Below are 17,334 nucleotides of genomic sequence, written 5' to 3' on the forward strand. Positions count from 1 at the left end.
TCGAGAGGCGCACCATGGATGAGAAAATGCCGTCCCGGCGCAAGCGCGCGGCTGACAATACCGGCCAGCCACGCCGCATTCCAAGCCAGCAGCGCGGCCGCGAGCGCTTCGAAAGGATCCTGGCGGTGGCCGCCGAACTCATTGAGTCGAAGGGTAGCGACGCCCTGAAAATGAGCGAGATCGTCGAAAAGGCAGATCTGTCTTTCGGCGCGCTTTATCAATATTTTCCCGACAAGAGTTCGATCATCCGAACCCTGGCCGAACGTTTCAACGAGCAGGGCAGGCGTTGCGTGGAGGATGAGCTGTCGCGTGTTTCGGATGCCGCATCGCTGCATCGGGCGCTCGCCAATATTACCGACGAATATTACCAGTTTTTCCGCCGCGAACCGGTCATGCGCGATATCTGGCACGCGACACAAGCCGACAGGCTGTTGCGCGCGGTCGATGCCGAAGACATGGAGTTTCACGCGCAGGCCCTGTTTGCAGTCCTCGCAAGGCTCTGGCCTGCGCGGCCGACGGGCGAGCTTCTGCCGCCAGCGCGGTTGCTGATGCAGCTTCTCGCCGCCGCTGTCCGCTATGCGATCTCGCTGGATGAGGACGAGGGGGATAGGGCGATCACGCTCTACAAGAGGATGCTGCCCGCCGATATCGAAGGGCTGATCTCAAGTGCTTCCTGACCAGGAAACACTCAGCTTGCAACGCTTTCTCCGGTAATCGATTTCGCCACCGCCCAGTGAACCGTATTGCGGCCGCTGTTCTTCGCCGAGTAGAGTTTCCGGTCGGCCGCCGTCAGCATGACCTTCAAGCTTTCGTTCGCCGGGTCGCCGCGATAGACGCCGAAGCTTGCCGTCACGCGCCCAGCCGGCAGGACGCCGATCGCTCTCGATGCCAGTTCCTTGCGAAGCCGCTCTGCAATGGCGATGGCCGCGGCCGTCCCGGTCTTCGGCAGGACCAGGCAGAATTCCTCGCCGCCGATGCGGGCAGCGATATCGTAGGGCCGGAGATTGTGCTGGATGGTCGCACCCGTCGCCATCAGCACCTGGTCGCCGACATCGTGACCGAACTCGTCGTTGATCGACTTGAAGTGATCGAGGTCGAAGACGACGACCGATACCGGCGTGCGCTCGCGCATTGCCCGGGTGATTTCCATGGATCCGATCTCTTTCAGCCAGCGGCGATTGCCGAGACCGGTGAGAACGTCGGTTGTTGCCTGACGGCGAAGCTGGGAGAGTGTTGCATCGAGCTCGGTGATCAGCATCGAAATTCCGTTCGTGACGACGCCCACCTCGTCGGTCCGTTTGCTGCGGATCGGTTTGACTGCGCCTGTCGAACGGTACGCTTCGACGGCGACCGAGATTTCATGCAGAGGCTTGATCAGCATCCAGACGGAGGCGAGGCAAAAGCCCGTTCCGATCAGCGTCGCGGCAAGCACCGTACCGAGAACGGGCATCGCTTCGCTGCGGAAGCCGGTAACCAGATAAACGACCAGTGCCAAGAGCGGGATGTGGGTGGATGCAAAGCAGATGGAGAAAATCTTGAACGTCAGGGAAGCGCTGACCTTCTGAGTAATCTCGGATACCGTCAGACTCATTCTGGACTCCTTGCCCGGTTCTCATAACCGCGGCGAAGGTGACCCGTCAGGTCTCATCCAAATGTTAAATGGATCGTTAAAATTCGAGTAATTTCAGGGATCTGGCGTGGCGAAATGGCTGAACGCTCTGGAATGCAATGAATATCATAAATTACTGAAATATTCTCGGCATTGTGGAAAAATCGCGGGCTGTATCAGTTTAGGCGCGCTATGGTTTTGTGGTAAGCGCGCCGTCTCGCGCCCGCGTCGAAAGGTCAAAAAGTTCCGGCACTGGAAAGATTTTTTGGTTGCTGCTATTGCCGCGTAACACCGTGAGCCAAGGAGAGAGCAATGACCCACACGACATTTCCCGATCGCGCCACTATGGCAGAACTCCTTGCGAAGATGCTCTGGGAAATCAAGGCGGTTCATTTCAACGCCGAGCAGCCCTACAAGCTGGCCTCCGGCATGGCGAGCCCGGTCTATATCGATTGCCGCAAGCTGCTCTCCTATCCGCGCGTCCGCTCGGCCGTGATGGATTTTGCGGCCAGCGTCATCACCCGCGACGCCGGCTTCGAGCGCTTCGATTGCATTGCCGGTGGCGAGACCGCGGGCATCCCTTTCGCGGCACTCCTGGCGGATCGTCTCAGCCTGCCGATGATCTACGTGCGCAAGAAGCCGAAGGGTCATGGCCGCAACGCGCAGATCGAGGGGCATATGCCGGAAGGTTCGCGCGTTCTCGTTATCGAGGATCTGACGACGGCCGGTGGCAGCATGTTCACCTTCATCGATGCGATCCGCGCAGCCGGCGGCATCGTCGATCACGGCATGGCGCTGTTCTACTACGGGATCTTCAACGAAGGCGCCTTGCGCTTTGCTGACGGCAAGGTGAAGCTCCATCATATCGCGACTTGGCGCAACGTTTTGGCTGTAGCCAAGGAACAGAAGCTTTTCGACGAAAAGACGCTGAGCGAAGTGGAAGCCTTCCTGGACGCGCCGCTCGCCTGGTCGGGCCGGAACGGTGGCGTCAGTGAGCTTTCGCTCTAGCCTTTTGACAAAAGCTCACTTAATGGATTGAGGCAACACGGCCTTTTTGGGAGGAAATCCGATGATTTTGTGCTGCGGCGAAGCGCTGATCGATATGCTGCCGCGTGAGACGACCCAGGGCGAAAAGGGTTTTGCACCCTATGCCGGTGGCGCGATCTTCAACACCGCGATCGCGCTCGGCCGCCTCGGCGTGCCGACCGCCTTCTTCACCGGCATTGCCGATGACATGATGGGCGAAATCCTGCTCGGCACTCTGAAGGCCAGCAATGTCGACTACAGCCCTTGCGCCATCGCGCCACGGCCCTCGACCATTGCTTTCGTCAAGCTGGTCAACGGCCAGGCCACCTATGCCTTCTACGACGAAGGAACAGCAGGACGCATGATCACCACTGACGACCTTCCTGTTCTTGGTGACGATTGCGAAGCGCTGCACTTTGGCGCCATCAGCCTTATCCCAAGCCCCTGCGGCGAAACCTATGAGGCGCTGCTTGACCGCGAGGCCGGAAAGCGCGTCATCTCGCTCGATCCCAACATCCGTCCGGGCTTCATCAAGAACAAGGAAGCCCACATGGCGCGCATCAAGCGCATGGCGGCCAAGTCGGACATCCTGAAATTCTCCGATGAGGATCTGGAGTGGTTCGGTCTCGAAGGCAGCCATGACGATCTGGCAGCCTACTGGCTGAAGCACGGCGCCAAGCTCGTCGTTATCACCAAGGGCGCCGAGGGCGCATCGGGCTACACGAACGAGCGCAAGGTCACGGTGCCGAGCGAGCGCGTGACCGTGGTCGATACCGTCGGTGCCGGTGACACGTTCGATGCCGGCGTTCTCGCGTCGCTGAAGATGGACAACCTGCTGACCAAGGCGCAGGTCGCCTCGCTCGACGAAAAGGCGCTCGGCAACGCCCTGGCGCTCGGCGCCAAGGCTGCGGCTGTCACCGTCTCCCGTGCCGGCGCAAACCCGCCATGGGCGCGCGAAATCGGCCTCTGAGATCAGGTCCTGCGCTTGAGAAAGCCCAGGACCTCTTCATTGAAGAGCGCGGGCCGCTGCAGCGGCGCAAAATGGCTGACGCCGGGGATGAGAATGAACTCGGCGTCAGGAATGGTCTTGGCAAGATAATCCATGTGCTCGCGCCGGATGAATTCGTCGCTCTCGCCGATCGCAACCGCGACCGGCACCTTGATCGCTTGTAGCCCGGCCGCGGTATAGTTCGGCTCGCTCTGCATCATCTTCCCGACATCGGCAACGAAAGCTTCGAAGCCGTCGGGTGTTGCGGAGAGCGCCTGATAATCCTTCCGATGGCGGCTGAAGCAGCGGTCGATGACCGGCGTCGGCCGGAATTCGAGCGTGCCCGTTGCATCCATGTTGCAGGCAAAGAAGAAGACGCCCGATACGCGCTCTGGATGCCGGTCGGCAAGGATCAGCGCTGTACAGGCGCCATCGCTCCAGCCGATCACCGCGGCTTTCCCGATCTCCAGATGATCCATGACGGCAAGCACGTCATCGGACATCAGGACATAGCTGAACGGCCGATCGTCGCGCGTGCTGCGTCCATGGCCGCGGCTATCGATGGCGATGACACGATATCCTGCATCGACCAGCGCCGGCACCTGGTAGCCCCAGTTCCCGGCATTCCCGAGCCCGCCATGCAGCAGGATTACTGCCGGACCGGCGCCATAGCTGGCATACCAGATTTGCGCACCATCATTTGAAACCCGGCCTTCCGCACCGGAGGCGGGCAGCGGCTCAGCGCTGCTCTCATCGAATTTGAAAAGCTCGTCGTCGGTGAATTCCATAGGCAATCTCCTCGTGCATTTCCCATAGGACGAATAGATGTTCCGTCATTCGACAGCATCAAACAAAAAAGCCCACCCGCGCTGGCGGATGGGCTTGATAGTTGATTGAGGGGTCGCCTTACTTGGCAAGCTTCGCCAGCGCAGCGACGAGACCCTGCGTCGAGGAGTCGTGGCTCGCGGCGCTTTCCTTGCCTTCGACGACAGGCAGCAGGCCGGTCGCCAGTTCCTTGCCGAGCTCGACGCCCCACTGGTCGAAGGAGTTGATGCGGAACAGCACGCCTTCGACGAAGACGCGATGCTCATAGAGCGCGATCAAGCGGCCGAGCGCATAGGGCGTCAGCTTGTCATAGACGAAGGTGATCGACGGGCGGTTGCCGGTGAAGACACGGTGCGGCGCGATGAAATCGGCCTTCTTGCCATCCATGCCCTTGTCGGTGAGCTGTTTCTTGGCTTCCTCGAAGGTGCGGCCCTTCATCAGCGCTTCCGACTGGGCGAGAACGTTTGCCATCAGCAGCTGGTGCTGGTGGCGCAGCTCGGGCTCGAAGGCGTTGGCGGCAATCATGAATTCCGCCGGAATGATGCTCGTGCCCTGGTGGATCAGCTGGTAGAAGGCGTGCTGGCCGTTTGTGCCGGGCTCGCCCCAGACAACAGGACCGGAATTGCCCTCGACCGACGTGCCGTCGATCGTCACGCCCTTGCCATTCGATTCCATGTCGAGCTGCTGCAGATAGGCAGGGAACCGCGACAGGCGCTGGTCGTAAGGCAGTACGGCTCGGGTGGCATAACCGAGAACGTTGCGGTGATAGAAGCCGATCAGGCCGAGAAGCATCGGCAGGTTTTCTGCAACAGGCGCCTTGCGGAAATGGTTGTCCACGGCATGGGCGCCATCGAGGAACTTGCCGAAATTGTCCGGGCCGATGGCGATCATGATCGGCAGGCCGATGGCAGACCACAGCGAGTAGCGGCCGCCGACCCAATCCCAGAAGCCAAAGACGCGCGCGCTGTCGATACCGAATGCGGCAACCTTGTCGAGCGCGGTGGAAACGGCCGCGAAGTGGTGCTGAACGGCGGCATCGCCGAGAGCCTTGGCGATGAACTGGCGCGCCGTCTGCGCGTTGGTCATCGTCTCGACAGTGGTGAAGGTCTTCGATGCGATGATGAAGAGCGTCGTTTCCGGCTGAACCAGCTTCAGCGTATCGGCAATATGCGCGCCATCGATGTTGGACACGAAATGCGCCCGCGGGCCGTCATGAAATGGCACCAGCGCCAGTGTTGCCATGACCGGGCCAAGGTCTGAGCCGCCGATGCCGATATTGACGACGTCGGTGATCTTCTTGCCGGTGGCACCCTTCAGCGCGCCCGAGCGGATACCGTCGGCAAACTTGCCCATCGCCGCAAGCACGCCGTTGACGTCAGGCATGACATCCTTGCCATCAACGAGAACAGGTGTGTTGGACCGGTTGCGCAGCGCGGTGTGCAGCACGGCACGGTCTTCCGTGAAGTTGATTGCCACGCCGGAGAACATTTCGTCACGCTTCTTGGCAACGCCGCCTTCTTCGGCGAGCTTGACGAGAAGCGCCAGGATCTCATCGTTTACGGCGGTCTTCGAGTAATCCATCAAGAGATCGTCGAGAGAGGCGGTGAAGCGCGAGAAGCGCTTGGGATCGGCGGCGAAGGCAGCGCGGATATCCGTTGCTTTGGTGGTGGCCGCAGTGCTCTTCAGCTTTTCGACGATGGCATTCATGGGAGGCTCCTTTGGAGGCGGAGAGGGTTGCGGAAACTATTCGCTTTGTAGGGCGCAAATCAAGTTCAGCCACAGGCTGCCTGCAAAAAATGACACGAGTTGTGCCGCGCTTGATGAAAAGGGAGAGTGCAGGTATATTTATGGAGTGGCAGACGGAGTTGGTGCTCCGCCTGCCGTGGCTTATTTTGTAAGAATGGTGACCCGGACGGACACTGACCAGCTCGTCCGGGTTTTCCTTACCATAAGCGTAACGCTTAGCGGTTTATACCACATCGCATTACCTCCGTTTCACAAAGCAAGGCTCTTGCCTGAGCCGGCGCGGCCCATCCTCACCGGTGGGCCGGCTGGTCTCGACCCATGCTGCTTTTGCCCGGAAACAGTGCGATCAAATCACATCTTATGGTTGTTTTCAATTATACGTGAGTTTACCCGCGCAGATCCTTGCGAAGGATTTTCCCGACCGGGCTCTTCGGCAGTTCGGTGCGGAATTCGATGATCCGCGGCCGTTTGTAATTGGTGAGGTTTTCAGCGCAGTGCGCCTTCACCTCGGCTTCGCTCAGGTTGGGATCCTTGCGAACGACGAACAGCTTCACCGTCTCGCCTGAGTGGCCATCCGGAACGCCGATCGCGGCGGCCTCGAGAATGCCGGGGTGCATTGCGGCAACTTCCTCGATCTCGTTTGGATAGACGTTGAAACCCGAAACGAGGATCATGTCCTTCTTGCGATCGACGATCTTCGTATAACCGCGCTCGTCCATAAAGCCCATGTCGCCAGTGCGGAAATAACCGTCCGGGGTCATCACCCGGGCCGTTTCCTCCGGCTTGTTCCAGTAGCCGGCCATGACCTGCGGCCCACGGATGCAGATCTCGCCGATCTCGCCGAGCGGCAGCGAATTGCCGTCTTCGTCCCGGATATCGAGTTCCGTCGAGGGGATCGGCAGACCGATCGAGCCGGTGAATTCAGGAGAGTCGAAGCGGTTGGCAGTCGCGACCGGCGAGGTCTCGGAGAGGCCATAACCTTCAGTGATATGCGAGCCGGTCATCTTCAGCCAGCGCTCGGCGACCGGCCGCTGCACGGCCATGCCGCCACCGAGCGACATGACGAGCGACGAGAAGTCGAGCTTGGCGAACTCGGCATTGTTCATCAGCGCGTTGAAGAGCGTGTTGAGCCCGGGGAAGATATGGACATTGGCCTTGCTGAATTCCTTCACAAAGCCCCGAATATCGCGCGGGTTGGCGATCAGGATGTTATGGGCGCCAAGCGACATGCCCATCAGAGAATTCACCGTCAGCGCGAAGATATGGTAGAGCGGCAGGGCGCAGAGGAAGTTCAGCACCTCCGGCTGCTTCTTCTTGTCGAAGGCCGATTTCAGCCACAGCTGCAGCTGCAGCTTGTTGGCAAGCAGATTGCGGTGGGTCAGCATTGCACCCTTGGCAACGCCGGTCGTGCCACCGGTATATTGCAGGAAGGCGATGTCATCGCCGCTGAGCGCCGGACGCTGCAGCGACCGGCCTGCGCCTTCCGACAAGACCTGCTTGAAGGTCTTGTGCTGCGGGATGGACCATGAGGGCACAAGTTTCTTGACCTTGCGCACCACCAGATTGACGATCAGGCCCTTGGCGCCGAGCATCTCGCCAAGCGAGGTAACGACGACGTGGCGCACGTCGGTCTTGACGAGAACCTGCTCCACCGTGCGGGCAAAATTCTCCAGCACAAAGATCGCCTTCGCACCGGCATCGCGCAACTGATGCTCGAGTTCGCGCGGCGTATAGAGCGGATTGACGTTCACGACCGTCAGCCCGGCGCGCAGAATGCCGTAGACCGCGACAGGGTTCTGCAGCACGTTCGGCATCATGACGGCGACGCGATCACCCTTCTGCAGGCCAAGGCTCTGCAGCCAGGAGGCGACCTTGCGGGTCTGCACTTCCAGCTCGCGATAGGTCAGGGATTTGCCCATGCTGGAGAAGGCGACACGATTGGCATAGCGCTCGCAGGACTTTTCCAGCAGTTCGGCCAGCGAATCATATTCCAGCGGCGGCAGTTCGGGGGGCACGATATCCGGATAGGTGGCAAGCCAGGGCCTTTCCCGCTTGTCGCCGCCAGGATGGACGGAAATGCTGTTCATCGTGTCTCTCTCCCTATCCGGCCACGAATGCCGGTTTGCGGCTGCCGGCGGACAATCCTCCATCATCCTTGCGGGCAGCTTATGCCAATGGCCGAATGGTTCAAGCCGCATTCAGCGTTACACTAACTTTGACGTAAACGTCAATAATATGCAATCGCGCATTTGCGATAAGGCGGGGAACAATGACTCCAGCGTGGCGTTCTCCCATCATCAAAAACAGCAAAGGAGCAGACAATGCTTAATCAGGATACAGACGCCAGCCGCCGTGATCCCAACGTCAAGGACACGCATTCGCTGATTGCCAGCGACCGCGTGGAAGGCACCCGCGTTTATGGTGCAGATGGCAAGCATATCGGCTCGATCGAGCGCTTGATTATCGGCAAGCGCGATGGGCGTGTTGCCTATGCCGTGCTGAGCTTCGGCGGCTTCCTCGGTATCGGTCACGATCATTACCCGCTGCCGTGGGAAAAGCTGAATTACGATACCCAGCTGGACGGCTACCGCATCGATCTGACCAAGGAGCAGATCGAGGGAGCGCCGAGCTACGCAGATGATGACGACACCTGGTACAACGAAAACGGCCGCCGTGTTTACGATTACTATGGCGTGCCGCCCTACTGGATGTAATTCGTTCTTGGGACGAGCCGGAAGAGGCCCCGCTGCTTGCGGGGCCTTTTGGCGTTTTAGGGCAGGAGGTCGTTGGCGCAGCGAAGAACGACGCCCGGAGTGATATCCCGAGCCTTGAATGTCTTCCTAGTCTTGATCGCGAACGTATGGCTTTCGCCCGGCAACAGCGTGATCAGCATGCTATCGACAACAGCAGCCGGGTCCAGCCGATCCGCCATCAGGCAGAGATCCTTGAGAAAAGTACCCGCCGTGACGATGACATCGAAACCATCGGCGGTCGCATTCATCGAAACCGTCATCTCCGGCTTCGGCAATTTCAGATCGATATCCTCGACGAAATAGTGGAACGCCCGCTTGTCGAGCATTTGTACCATCACGACTTCGTTCGCTGCGTTGTCCGGCGTCGCGATGTCATCCGCAAGTTCGAATTCCTTCGCCTCGAACCGGTCGCAGAGCAGCCGCCAGAATTCGAATTCCGCCAGCACGGTGCCGTCTAGGCGCATGCGCTTGCCCGCAATTTTCGATCGCCAGAAGAGCGTCCGCTCATTGACGGCGACCGCTGCCAGCTTGCGGCCGCGCGGCTGGATGGTCAGCAGGCGCGGATCGAAGGCCTGCTGCATCGCATACCAGAGTGGCTTACGGCGGCCGGCGGAATCGAGCGCTGCCCAGGAGGTTACCGGCCAGCAATCGTTGAACTGCCAGACGATGGCGCCCTTACAGATCGCGCGGTGCGAGCGCATGTGCTCGATCGCGAAGCGGATCGCCCGCGCCTGATTGAGCTGTGTCGCGAAATGCCAGTCGTCCATGGTTTGAGGCACTGGCAAGTGGCCCGAGAGGCCGCGGATCAGCTTTTCGTTGCCCTGCGTTGCCTTCTGGTGGTGGAAGACGCCGTACGACTGCGGCGTCAGCGGCGCATCATGCACGCTCTCTTCCAGAGTTGCCCAGTTCGGCGGCGCCTGCCAACCGAATTCGGAGCAGAAGCGCGGAATGTAGTTTCGGTAGACCTCCCAGCCAACATCGTTCCAGACGTCCCAGATATGCTTGCAGCCGTGCCCGTCGTCGTTCGGCTCGATATCCATGCTGCCGGAATAGGGACTGCCGGGATAATAGGGCCTATCAGGATCAAGTGCGGCGCAGAGCCTCGGCAGAACATCGAGATAATAGCCAAGCCCCCAGCTGACGCCGTCCTTGATGATCGGCCGCCAGCCCCACTCGTCGAAGCCCCAGATGTTCTCGTTATTGCCGTTCCAGACCATCAGCGAGGCATGTGGCATCAGCCTGACGACGTTGTCGCGAACCTCGGCTTCAACCTCGCCAAGCAACGGCTCCTCTTCGGGATAGGAGGCGCAGGCAAAGAGGAAATCCTGCCAGACCATCATGCCGGCGCGGTCGCAGGCTTCGTAGAATTCGTCGCGTTCGAAGATGCCGCCGCCCCAGACGCGCAGCATGTTGATATTCGCCGCCTTCGCCTCATCGATCCGCGCGGCGTAGCGTTCGGCAGTCACACGCGACGGAAAACAATCGTCGGGAATCCAATTGGCACCGCAGGCAAAGAGCGGCACGTCATTGACGATGAAGGTGAAGGCCGAGCCATGCTCGTCCGGCGCGGTGTCGAGGCGGATGGATCGGAAGCCGATCTCCTTCGCATAGCTGTCCAGAACATGGCCGCCGGCATCGCGCAATTCGATGGAGAGCGGATAAAGCGGTTGGCCGCCCAGATGATGCGGCCACCAGATCTGCGGTGAGGGCACGGTCACCTGAAAGCTTGCCTCGCCGGAAGCACTGACCTCGATAGCATGCGAAACGCCGCCGATCAGTGCCACGATCGAGCAGCCCTGACAGTCCTGTTGGGCCGTCATCCTGGCGTTGATCGTTACCACGCCATCACCACCGGCAAGCGTCGCTGAAACACGCGTCTCCGCCAGCCGCGCCCGGTCCCAGCTTTCCAGCCGCACCGGTTTCCAGATGCCTGCCGTCACCAGCGTTGGACCCCAGTCCCAGCCGAAGTTGCAGGCCATCTTGCGCATCAGGTTGCCGGGGCCTGGATAGTTGTTCGGCCGGTAGCCGTATTGCTTCTCCATCTCCGCGCCATAGGCATAAGCGGAGTGGAAGGTGACAGAGAGCTCGTTCGAGCCGGCCTTCAGGCGGCCAGAAACATCGAAGCGATAGGTCCTGTGCTGGTTGAACGTCCGGCCGATCTCTTCGCCGTTCAACCGGATCGTCGCGATCGTATCCAGTCCATCGAAGACCAGTTCCTGGACCTTGGCTTCATCGGGCACAGCGTCGAAACTCAGCCGGTAAACCCATTCGCAACGGCCGATCCAGTCATTGGTGATCTCGTTGACGTCGAGATAAGGATCGGGGATGAGCCGTGCCGCAAGCAGGTCGGTATGGACGCAGCCGGGCACGGTGGCCGGAATGCTCTCGGGCAGTCCTGGCCGACCTGTATCGTTGCAGGAAAGGGTCCAGCCTGTATGCAGTTCTGTCTTCTCGATCATTGAATGCTCTTACTGAAAACGGCCGTGGCGCTGCAGGACTTCGATCTTGTAGCCGTCAGGATCGGTGATGAAGAAGAACAAGGCGAAAAGCTTGCCGTCGCGATTGAGCTCGACCAGCTTGCCGGGATTGAGCCCGGCCTTCTCCAGCCGCGCATGCTCGACGGCGACTTCATCCACTGAGATGGCGAGATGCCCGTAGCCATCGCCGAGATTGTAGGGCGCGGTGCGGCCCTTGTTGACTGTCAGCTCCAGCTCGAAGCCGGTCTCCGGATTGCTCATGTAAACAAGCGTGAAGGTCTCGAAATCGACGCGATCGGCAACCGTGAGGCCGAACACCTTGCCGTAGAACTCGACGGACCGCGCCTCTTCGACAACGCGGATCATGGAGTGAATCATCTTTGCCAAGGCAGCCTCCTCATGCCGTATCACGGCAGCCTTGGTAGCCGCCGGATCAGGCGGGGCGCAAGCCAATTCTGCGGGTGATCGCGCTTTCGACGAGACCCATCGCATCATAGATCAGCACCGCCATCAGGCCGACGATCAGGCCGCCCTGCAGGATGAAGGCGGTATTGTCGGAGATCAGGCCGGCGATAATGACCTCGCCGAGCCCCTTGGCCGCCACCGTGGAACCGATCGTCGCCGTGCCGATATTGATGACGGTCGCGACCTTCAAACCCTCGAGGATCAAGGGCAAGGCGAGCGGCAGTTCCACCTTGAACAGCCGCTGCGTCGCGTTCATCCCCATGCCATCTGCGGCATCGAGAATGGCGGGATTGACCTGCCGGATGCCAGAGACGGTGTTTTCGAAGATCGGCAGCAGGCCATAGAGGAAGAGCGCAATCAGCGTCGGCGCAGCCCCGAAGCCGGTGGCTGGGACCGCAAGTGCCAGAACCGCGACAGGCGGAAAGGTCTGCCCGGCATTGGCGATTGCGCGCGACAGCGGCAGAAAATCCTCCCCACTTTTGCGGGTCACGAACACGCCGGCAAGGATCGCCAGAATGGCGGTGAAGACGATCGAGCCGATCACCAGCTCCAGATGCGCCAACGCCAGGGAGGGCAGGCTGTTCTGCGTGTAAACGGGCGGCGCGTTGTTATTGGTCAGCGGCACGAGCATGAAGGAAAGCCACTCCGTCCTGAACAGCAGGATCAGGAGCAGCGCGAATGCCGCCACACGGAAGATATTGGCGACGATGAACTTCATGCCTTGCGGCCCAGCTCGAGCAGCTTGGTCATCGATATCGATCCGACCGGTGTCTTTGCGCCGTCCGTGACCGCCGCTTCCTCGGAGCCCTGCCAGATCATCTCGGCCAGCGCATCGCGCAGGCTGAGCGATTGTGGCAGCGAAAAGCCGAGGCCGCTCTTGGCAGGCGCCATGCTTTCCTTCAGCGGCGAGAGTGACATCAGCTTAAGCGCACGATCCGATGTGCCTGTCAGTTGCTGCACGAAGGGATCGGCAGGTTCGGTCAGGATCTTTTCCGGCGTCGAGCACTGCAGCAGCTTGCCGCCGCTCATTACGGCGATCTGGTTTCCGAGATGAAAAGCCTCGTCCATGTCGTGGGTGACGAGGATGACGGTGGTGCCGAATTGCTTCTGGATCGCCAGCAGGTCGTCCTGCGCCTTGCCGCGGATCACGGGGTCGAGCGCGCCGAAGGGCTCGTCCATCAGCAGCACTTCGGGTTCTGCCGCCAAGGCGCGTGCAACGCCGACGCGCTGCTGCTGGCCACCGGAAAGCTGGTGCGGATATTTCTCGGCAAAGGTCGCCGGATCGAGATTGAAGAGGCCGAGCAGTTCTTCGACGCGCTTGGCGATGCGGGTGCCATCCCAGCCGAGAAGCTGAGGCACTGTTGCTATATTCTGCGCCACGGTGCGGTGGGGGAAGAGGCCGTGGCCCTGGATCGCATAGCCGATCTTGCGGCGAAGTTCTGTCACCGGCACGTCCATGACGTTTTGCCCGGCGACGAAAATCTCTCCCTCGGTGATCGGCACCAGCCGGTTGATCATCCGCATCAGCGTCGATTTGCCGGAGCCCGAGGTGCCGACGATCACGGTGACCGATCCCTTCTCGACGCGCATCGAGACATTGTCGACGACGGTGGCGGCGCCATAGCGCTTGGTGACGTTCCTGATCTCGATCATGGTCATGCGGCGGATCCCCGTATGCTGTCGATGACCGCATCCAGGATGACGGCCGATGAGAAGGCGAAGAAGACGGTTGGCACGGCGCCAAGCATGACGAGGTCCATCGCCGTCTGGCCGATGCCCTGGAAGATGAAGATGCCGAAGCCGCCGCCGCCGATGAGTGCCGCGATGGTGACGAGGCCGATTGCCTGCACGAGCACGATGCGGATGCCTGTGACGATGACGGGCAGTGCCAAAGGCAGATCGATCCCGGTCAGGATCTGGCGGCGCGTCAGCCCCATGCCCGCTGCCGCATCGCGTACCGAGGGATCGACGCCTTCGAGGCCGACCACGGTATTGGCGACGATCGGTAGCAGTGAATAGAGCACCAGTGCGATCAGCGCCGGCGCTGTGCCGATACCGCGGATGCCGAGCTCGGCAGCCAGCGGCACATGCGTTGCGATATAGCCGAGCGGCAGCATCAGGATGCCGAACAGCGCCAGGCTCGGGATGGTCTGGATGAGGCTCAGTCCCTGCAGAACCGCAGCGCGCAGCTTCGGCACCCAGAAGCAGAAGATACCGAGCGGCAACCCGATGACGATGGCAATCGCCAGCGACCCGAAGGCCAGCAGCAGATGCGACCAAGCCTCGGACCAGAACTGCGCCGAACGTGTCGAGAATTCCTTCATGATCGACAGGCTGTCGAGCAGACCGGACGTGAGGCAGACCGCCAGCAACGCGCTGTAGGCGGCAAGTGCTGCCACCCGCATCCAGGGTGTCAGCCGGATTTTCACCAGCGCATCCGAGACGATCAGGCCGACGACGCCGAGCAGGATCCAGAAGCTGCCGCCGGGCGTCATGCGCGCCGCATTGCTGTTGGCGGGGGTGAAGGTTGTCGCGGCAAAGCCGATTGCGGCGATCAGTGCCGCCAGCGCCAGCGTGCTGATGGCAAGCCGCAGCACGGCATTTTGCAGGAAGAGCGCGGCAAAGGCGGTGGCGATGAGCAGGAGGGTGAGAATGATGGTGGCGGGCTGGTCGAGAAGCTGCGTGAGAAGCATCGGCTTGCCGGAGGCAATGCGGTTCGCCTTCACATAGATGAAGGGCAGAAGGGCAGCGGCAACAACGCCCGCAATCACCAACACCACGCCGAGCCGGTCCAGTTTGCGGACCGCTAAGGTTTCTTCCATCGATCCATCCCTGTCCGCAAAGAAGGTAGCTCCGCCCCGAAGGGCGGAGCCATGTGAATTACTTCAGGAAGCCTTTTTCCTTCAGATAGCCTTCGGCGACAGACTTTGCCGGCTCGCCGTCGACCTGGATCTTTGCGTTGAGCTTGCGCAGTTCGTCAGCGGTCAGGCTCTTGAAGATCGGAGCGAGCACTTCCTCGATCTTCGGATTGGCCTTCAGCACCTCTTCGCGGATGATCGGGGTCGGGGCGTAGACCTGCTGCACGCTCTTGTCGTCTTCGAGAACGACGAGCTCGGCAGCCTGGATCGCGCCGTCGGTGCCGTAGACCATGGCAGTGTTGACGCCGTTGGTCTGGTCGGCAGCGGCCTTGATGGTCGCAGCCGTGTCACCGCCAGACAGCACCACTTCCTGATCGGCCGTCAGCTTGAAGCCGTAGGTCGTCTGGAAGGCGGGCAGGGCGCCAGCCGAGTTGACGAATTCAGCAGAAGCCGCGAGTTTCGCAGCGCCGCCGCCGGCAACCCATTTGCCGAAGTCCGACATGGTCTTGAGGTTGTTCGGACCGGCGACATCGCTGCGAACGGCGAGCGCCCAGGTGTTGTTGGCAGGCGAGGGTGTCAGCCAGACGATCTTGTTGGCGTCATAGTCGAGCTTCTTGGCCAGCGCATAACCCTGGTCGATATTCTTCCAGGCGGCGTCATCGGCCTTGTTGAAGAAGAAGCCGGCATTGCCGGTGTATTCGGGATAGATGTCGATTTCGCCGGCGGTGATCGCCTTGCGCACGACAGGCGTTGCGCCAAGCGCGATGCGGTCCTTGGTCTTGATGCCGTTGGCTTCCAGAGCGAGCGCGATGACGTTGCCGAGCAGCGTGCCTTCGGTATCGATCTTCGACGAAACGATGACGTCTGCAGCATGGGCCGCACCCGCCGCAAAGGCGGAAATAGAAACGGCAAGTGCGAGTTTCTTCAGCATGGAGTGTCCCCTTGGTTTGCACCGTTTACAAGCGCTAGAGCCCTGGCGGAGCCCTTCACGTGTTAAGTCCCCCGGCTCGGGCGAAAGCCGCCGTCATGCCGGACCTGCGAGCATCATGGAAATAGTGTGCGTTCTCGAAAAATCGATGCAACCCCTCTCCAGTATTTGCGATCGCGGCGCGATTATCGCCGTGAAAGCAGTCCCGCGCGCGCAATTGCATTCCTTTATGCAATGCTGGCGGGATTTGTTTTTGTTCCCTTGCGTGTTTCCACGATCATCGAGTGCTCAACGGCTTCATCAGCCATCGCCCCGCTTTTCTTGTCCGGTGACGATAGCCTGCGAATTCCGAAATGGGATATCTTTTTTCGTGAACACACAATAGTGTCCGATTTTCAGTGACTTCCGGAGACCCGCGCATTGCATCTGGGTGCCCTTTTCATCGCCAGCCATGTCCTGTCATCGGGGTCCGTCAGAGAGACCGCGCGGCGCTTCACGCTGGCCGCATCGACGGTGTCGGCGGCTGTCTCCAATCTCGAAAGCGAATTGGCGCTGAAACTGACGGAACGCAGTTCCGGCGAGCTGGTGACGCTGATCGCCAGCAGCAAGGTGGGCGAGGGATTGGTGCCCGTTCTGGAGGCGATCGACCAACTTGCCGATTTCTCGGGTGAGGCACCGGAAGACTTCGAAGGCTGGGCTGCCCGCATCCCGGTGAAGGTCGCGACCATAGAGCGTTTTCTCGAGGTCGCCGATCAGGGCAGCATCAACCGTGCTGCCCGCCGTCTCGGCCTCGGTCAGCCGCAGCTTTCGCTGCAGATCGCCAATCTCGAGAAATTCACCGGCCACAAGCTGTTCGAACGGCAGGCGCAGGGCTCGGCCCTGACCGAGGAGGGCAGGCGCGCCTACGCGATCTTCTCGGCGATCAGCCAGGCATGGAACGACCTGAAATCGGCCGCCGACGAGCGCTATCAGCGCACAGCCCGGTCGCTGAGGATCGGCTCGATCATCCCGACCGGCGCAGAAAGCTGGGTGGCCCGCTGCCTCGGCGCGCTGGTGGCCGATTGGAACACTGGCCGCAACAAGAATGCCATCTCGCTGATCTCGATGACCGCCGATGACCTGCGCGAGGCGCTAAAATCCGGCCGTATCGATGTCGCCATTCTCGATTCCGTCTTCGGTCTCGAGAGCTTCCAGAACCGCGAACTGCTGCGCACCGATCTTGTCGCCATCGCCCCGCCGGAGAGCACGGAGACAGATGTCGCCGCACTGGTCGCCGCCCATCCGATCTGCACCCCAAGCGAGCGCACGGGTCTCGGCGATGCTGCGACGGCGCTCAGCCGCGCCGGCATGGTGAACCGCCGCTTCCGCAATCAGGATATCCGTGCGGCGGATTCGCTGCCCGTGATCGTCGATCTCGTCGCCAATCACGGCTATGTCTCGTTCCTCGGCCGCGTCAGCGCGCTGCCGATTGCCGATCGGGTGCGGATCGTCGATCTGGCCGAGCAGATCCCGATTTCCTATCATGTGGCCTTCAATCACCGGAAAGCTTCCGCCGATGCCTGCACGATGATCGTCGGCGCCGTGCGCAAAATCGTCGGCCAACCCATCGCAAAATCGCCGGTCATGGCGTAGAGCGTTCGGCGCGTCAATTCGGGAGAT

The 17,334-nt window shown here is 60.7% G+C and carries 15 protein-coding genes; 5 read left to right on the forward strand and 10 right to left on the reverse strand.

The genetic code is table 11. The features are described from left to right. Nucleotides 1-14: 14 nt before the first annotated feature. Nucleotides 15-677, forward strand: coding sequence for a TetR family transcriptional regulator (locus AB4Z25_RS07870; protein ID WP_112538472.1), 663 nt, complete (start codon nt 15-17; stop codon nt 675-677). Between the two features lie 11 nt (nt 678-688). Here AB4Z25_RS07870 and AB4Z25_RS07875 read toward each other — a convergent pair whose 3' ends face one another. Further along, nucleotides 689-1,591 carry a GGDEF domain-containing protein gene (locus AB4Z25_RS07875; protein WP_112514052.1) on the reverse strand — a complete coding sequence of 301 codons (903 nt, stop codon included), beginning with the start codon at nt 1,589-1,591 and terminating at the stop codon, nt 689-691. Between the two features lie 330 nt (nt 1,592-1,921). Between AB4Z25_RS07875 and AB4Z25_RS07880 the strand changes: the two genes are divergently transcribed. Together AB4Z25_RS07880 and AB4Z25_RS07885 are read left to right on the forward strand one after the other, a co-directional pair. Further along, nucleotides 1,922-2,617, forward strand: coding sequence for an orotate phosphoribosyltransferase (locus tag AB4Z25_RS07880; RefSeq protein WP_112385318.1), 696 nt, complete (start codon nt 1,922-1,924; stop codon nt 2,615-2,617). Between the two features lie 61 nt (nt 2,618-2,678). Further along, nucleotides 2,679-3,605 carry a carbohydrate kinase family protein gene (locus AB4Z25_RS07885; RefSeq protein ID WP_442207925.1) on the forward strand — a complete coding sequence of 309 codons (927 nt, stop codon included), beginning with the start codon at nt 2,679-2,681 and terminating at the stop codon, nt 3,603-3,605. A 2-nt stretch (nt 3,606-3,607) separates the two neighbouring features. On the opposite strand, the gene AB4Z25_RS07890 is transcribed toward AB4Z25_RS07885, so the two are convergent. The 3 genes from AB4Z25_RS07890 to AB4Z25_RS07900 all read right to left on the reverse strand — a co-directional run bounded on the left by AB4Z25_RS07890 (nt 3,608) and on the right by AB4Z25_RS07900 (nt 8,281). After that, a complete protein-coding gene (locus tag AB4Z25_RS07890) occupies nt 3,608-4,411 on the reverse strand; it encodes an alpha/beta fold hydrolase (protein WP_112538474.1) in 804 nt (267 codons plus the stop codon). A 118-nt stretch (nt 4,412-4,529) separates the two neighbouring features. Continuing rightward, the gene (gene pgi, locus AB4Z25_RS07895; RefSeq protein ID WP_112538475.1) at nt 4,530-6,155 is read right to left on the reverse strand and encodes a glucose-6-phosphate isomerase; all 1,626 of its coding nucleotides are present in this window, start codon (nt 6,153-6,155) and stop codon (nt 4,530-4,532) included. A gap of 425 nt (nt 6,156-6,580) precedes the next feature. Further along, nucleotides 6,581-8,281 (reverse strand): long-chain fatty acid--CoA ligase, encoded by a 1,701-nt coding sequence (locus AB4Z25_RS07900; protein ID WP_112538476.1) that lies wholly within the window; start codon nt 8,279-8,281, stop codon nt 6,581-6,583. Between the two features lie 234 nt (nt 8,282-8,515). Here AB4Z25_RS07900 and AB4Z25_RS07905 point away from each other — a divergent pair, with 234 nt between their 5' ends. Next, nucleotides 8,516-8,908 (forward strand): PRC-barrel domain-containing protein, encoded by a 393-nt coding sequence (locus AB4Z25_RS07905; protein WP_112538477.1) that lies wholly within the window; start codon nt 8,516-8,518, stop codon nt 8,906-8,908. Nucleotides 8,909-8,964: 56 nt separating this feature from the next. Here AB4Z25_RS07905 and AB4Z25_RS07910 read toward each other — a convergent pair whose 3' ends face one another. Genes AB4Z25_RS07910 through osmF form a run of 6 tightly spaced genes read right to left on the reverse strand, consistent with a single transcriptional unit; the run spans nt 8,965 to nt 15,678 of the window. Beyond that, entirely contained in the window at nt 8,965-11,406 is a 2,442-nt protein-coding gene (locus AB4Z25_RS07910; RefSeq protein WP_442207926.1) for a glycoside hydrolase family 2 protein, read from the reverse strand. A 9-nt stretch (nt 11,407-11,415) separates the two neighbouring features. After that, on the reverse strand, nt 11,416-11,811 hold the full coding sequence (locus tag AB4Z25_RS07915) for a VOC family protein (RefSeq protein WP_112538479.1): 396 nt from the start codon (nt 11,809-11,811) through the stop codon (nt 11,416-11,418). 46 nt (nt 11,812-11,857) lie between these two features. Next, a complete protein-coding gene (locus AB4Z25_RS07920) occupies nt 11,858-12,607 on the reverse strand; it encodes an ABC transporter permease (RefSeq protein ID WP_112538480.1) in 750 nt (249 codons plus the stop codon). Then, the gene (locus tag AB4Z25_RS07925; protein WP_112538481.1) at nt 12,604-13,548 is read right to left on the reverse strand and encodes an ABC transporter ATP-binding protein; all 945 of its coding nucleotides are present in this window, start codon (nt 13,546-13,548) and stop codon (nt 12,604-12,606) included. Before AB4Z25_RS07925 ends, AB4Z25_RS07920 begins: the two co-directional genes overlap by 4 nt. After that, complete coding sequence (locus tag AB4Z25_RS07930) at nt 13,545-14,711, reverse strand: ABC transporter permease (protein ID WP_112538482.1); 1,167 nt, start codon at nt 14,709-14,711, stop codon at nt 13,545-13,547. The genes AB4Z25_RS07925 and AB4Z25_RS07930 overlap by 4 nt, the downstream gene beginning before the upstream one ends. Nucleotides 14,712-14,769: 58 nt before the next feature. Next, nucleotides 14,770-15,678, reverse strand: coding sequence for a glycine betaine ABC transporter substrate-binding protein OsmF (gene osmF, locus AB4Z25_RS07935; protein WP_112538483.1), 909 nt, complete (start codon nt 15,676-15,678; stop codon nt 14,770-14,772). Nucleotides 15,679-16,095: 417 nt separating this feature from the next. On the opposite strand from osmF, the gene AB4Z25_RS07940 reads away from it, so the two are divergent. Next, nucleotides 16,096-17,307 carry a LysR family transcriptional regulator gene (locus AB4Z25_RS07940; protein WP_112538484.1) on the forward strand — a complete coding sequence of 404 codons (1,212 nt, stop codon included), beginning with the start codon at nt 16,096-16,098 and terminating at the stop codon, nt 17,305-17,307. Nucleotides 17,308-17,334 lie beyond the last annotated feature (27 nt).

Origin of the sequence: Rhizobium sp. RAF36, assembly GCF_052114105.1 — a bacterium.
Classification (GTDB): Bacteria; Pseudomonadota; Alphaproteobacteria; order Rhizobiales; family Rhizobiaceae; genus Rhizobium.

What these genes read in the sequence shown, in the direction of transcription:
- AB4Z25_RS07875 (WP_112514052.1), bottom strand. Translation starts at nt 1,591, where the DNA reads ATGAGTCTGACGGTATCCGAGATTACTCAGAAGGTCAGCGCTTCCCTG.
- AB4Z25_RS07870 (WP_112538472.1), top strand. Translation starts at nt 15, where the DNA reads ATGGATGAGAAAATGCCGTCCCGGCGCAAGCGCGCGGCTGACAATACC.
- AB4Z25_RS07890 (WP_112538474.1), bottom strand. Translation starts at nt 4,411, where the DNA reads ATGGAATTCACCGACGACGAGCTTTTCAAATTCGATGAGAGCAGCGCT.
- AB4Z25_RS07880 (WP_112385318.1), top strand. Translation starts at nt 1,922, where the DNA reads ATGACCCACACGACATTTCCCGATCGCGCCACTATGGCAGAACTCCTT.
- AB4Z25_RS07925 (WP_112538481.1), bottom strand. Translation starts at nt 13,548, where the DNA reads ATGACCATGATCGAGATCAGGAACGTCACCAAGCGCTATGGCGCCGCC.
- AB4Z25_RS07885 (WP_442207925.1), top strand. Translation starts at nt 2,679, where the DNA reads ATGATTTTGTGCTGCGGCGAAGCGCTGATCGATATGCTGCCGCGTGAG.
- AB4Z25_RS07910 (WP_442207926.1), bottom strand. Translation starts at nt 11,406, where the DNA reads ATGATCGAGAAGACAGAACTGCATACAGGCTGGACCCTTTCCTGCAAC.
- AB4Z25_RS07920 (WP_112538480.1), bottom strand. Translation starts at nt 12,607, where the DNA reads ATGAAGTTCATCGTCGCCAATATCTTCCGTGTGGCGGCATTCGCGCTG.
- osmF (WP_112538483.1), bottom strand. Translation starts at nt 15,678, where the DNA reads ATGCTGAAGAAACTCGCACTTGCCGTTTCTATTTCCGCCTTTGCGGCG.
- AB4Z25_RS07930 (WP_112538482.1), bottom strand. Translation starts at nt 14,711, where the DNA reads ATGGAAGAAACCTTAGCGGTCCGCAAACTGGACCGGCTCGGCGTGGTG.
- AB4Z25_RS07900 (WP_112538476.1), bottom strand. Translation starts at nt 8,281, where the DNA reads ATGAACAGCATTTCCGTCCATCCTGGCGGCGACAAGCGGGAAAGGCCC.
- pgi (WP_112538475.1), bottom strand. Translation starts at nt 6,155, where the DNA reads ATGAATGCCATCGTCGAAAAGCTGAAGAGCACTGCGGCCACCACCAAA.
- AB4Z25_RS07905 (WP_112538477.1), top strand. Translation starts at nt 8,516, where the DNA reads ATGCTTAATCAGGATACAGACGCCAGCCGCCGTGATCCCAACGTCAAG.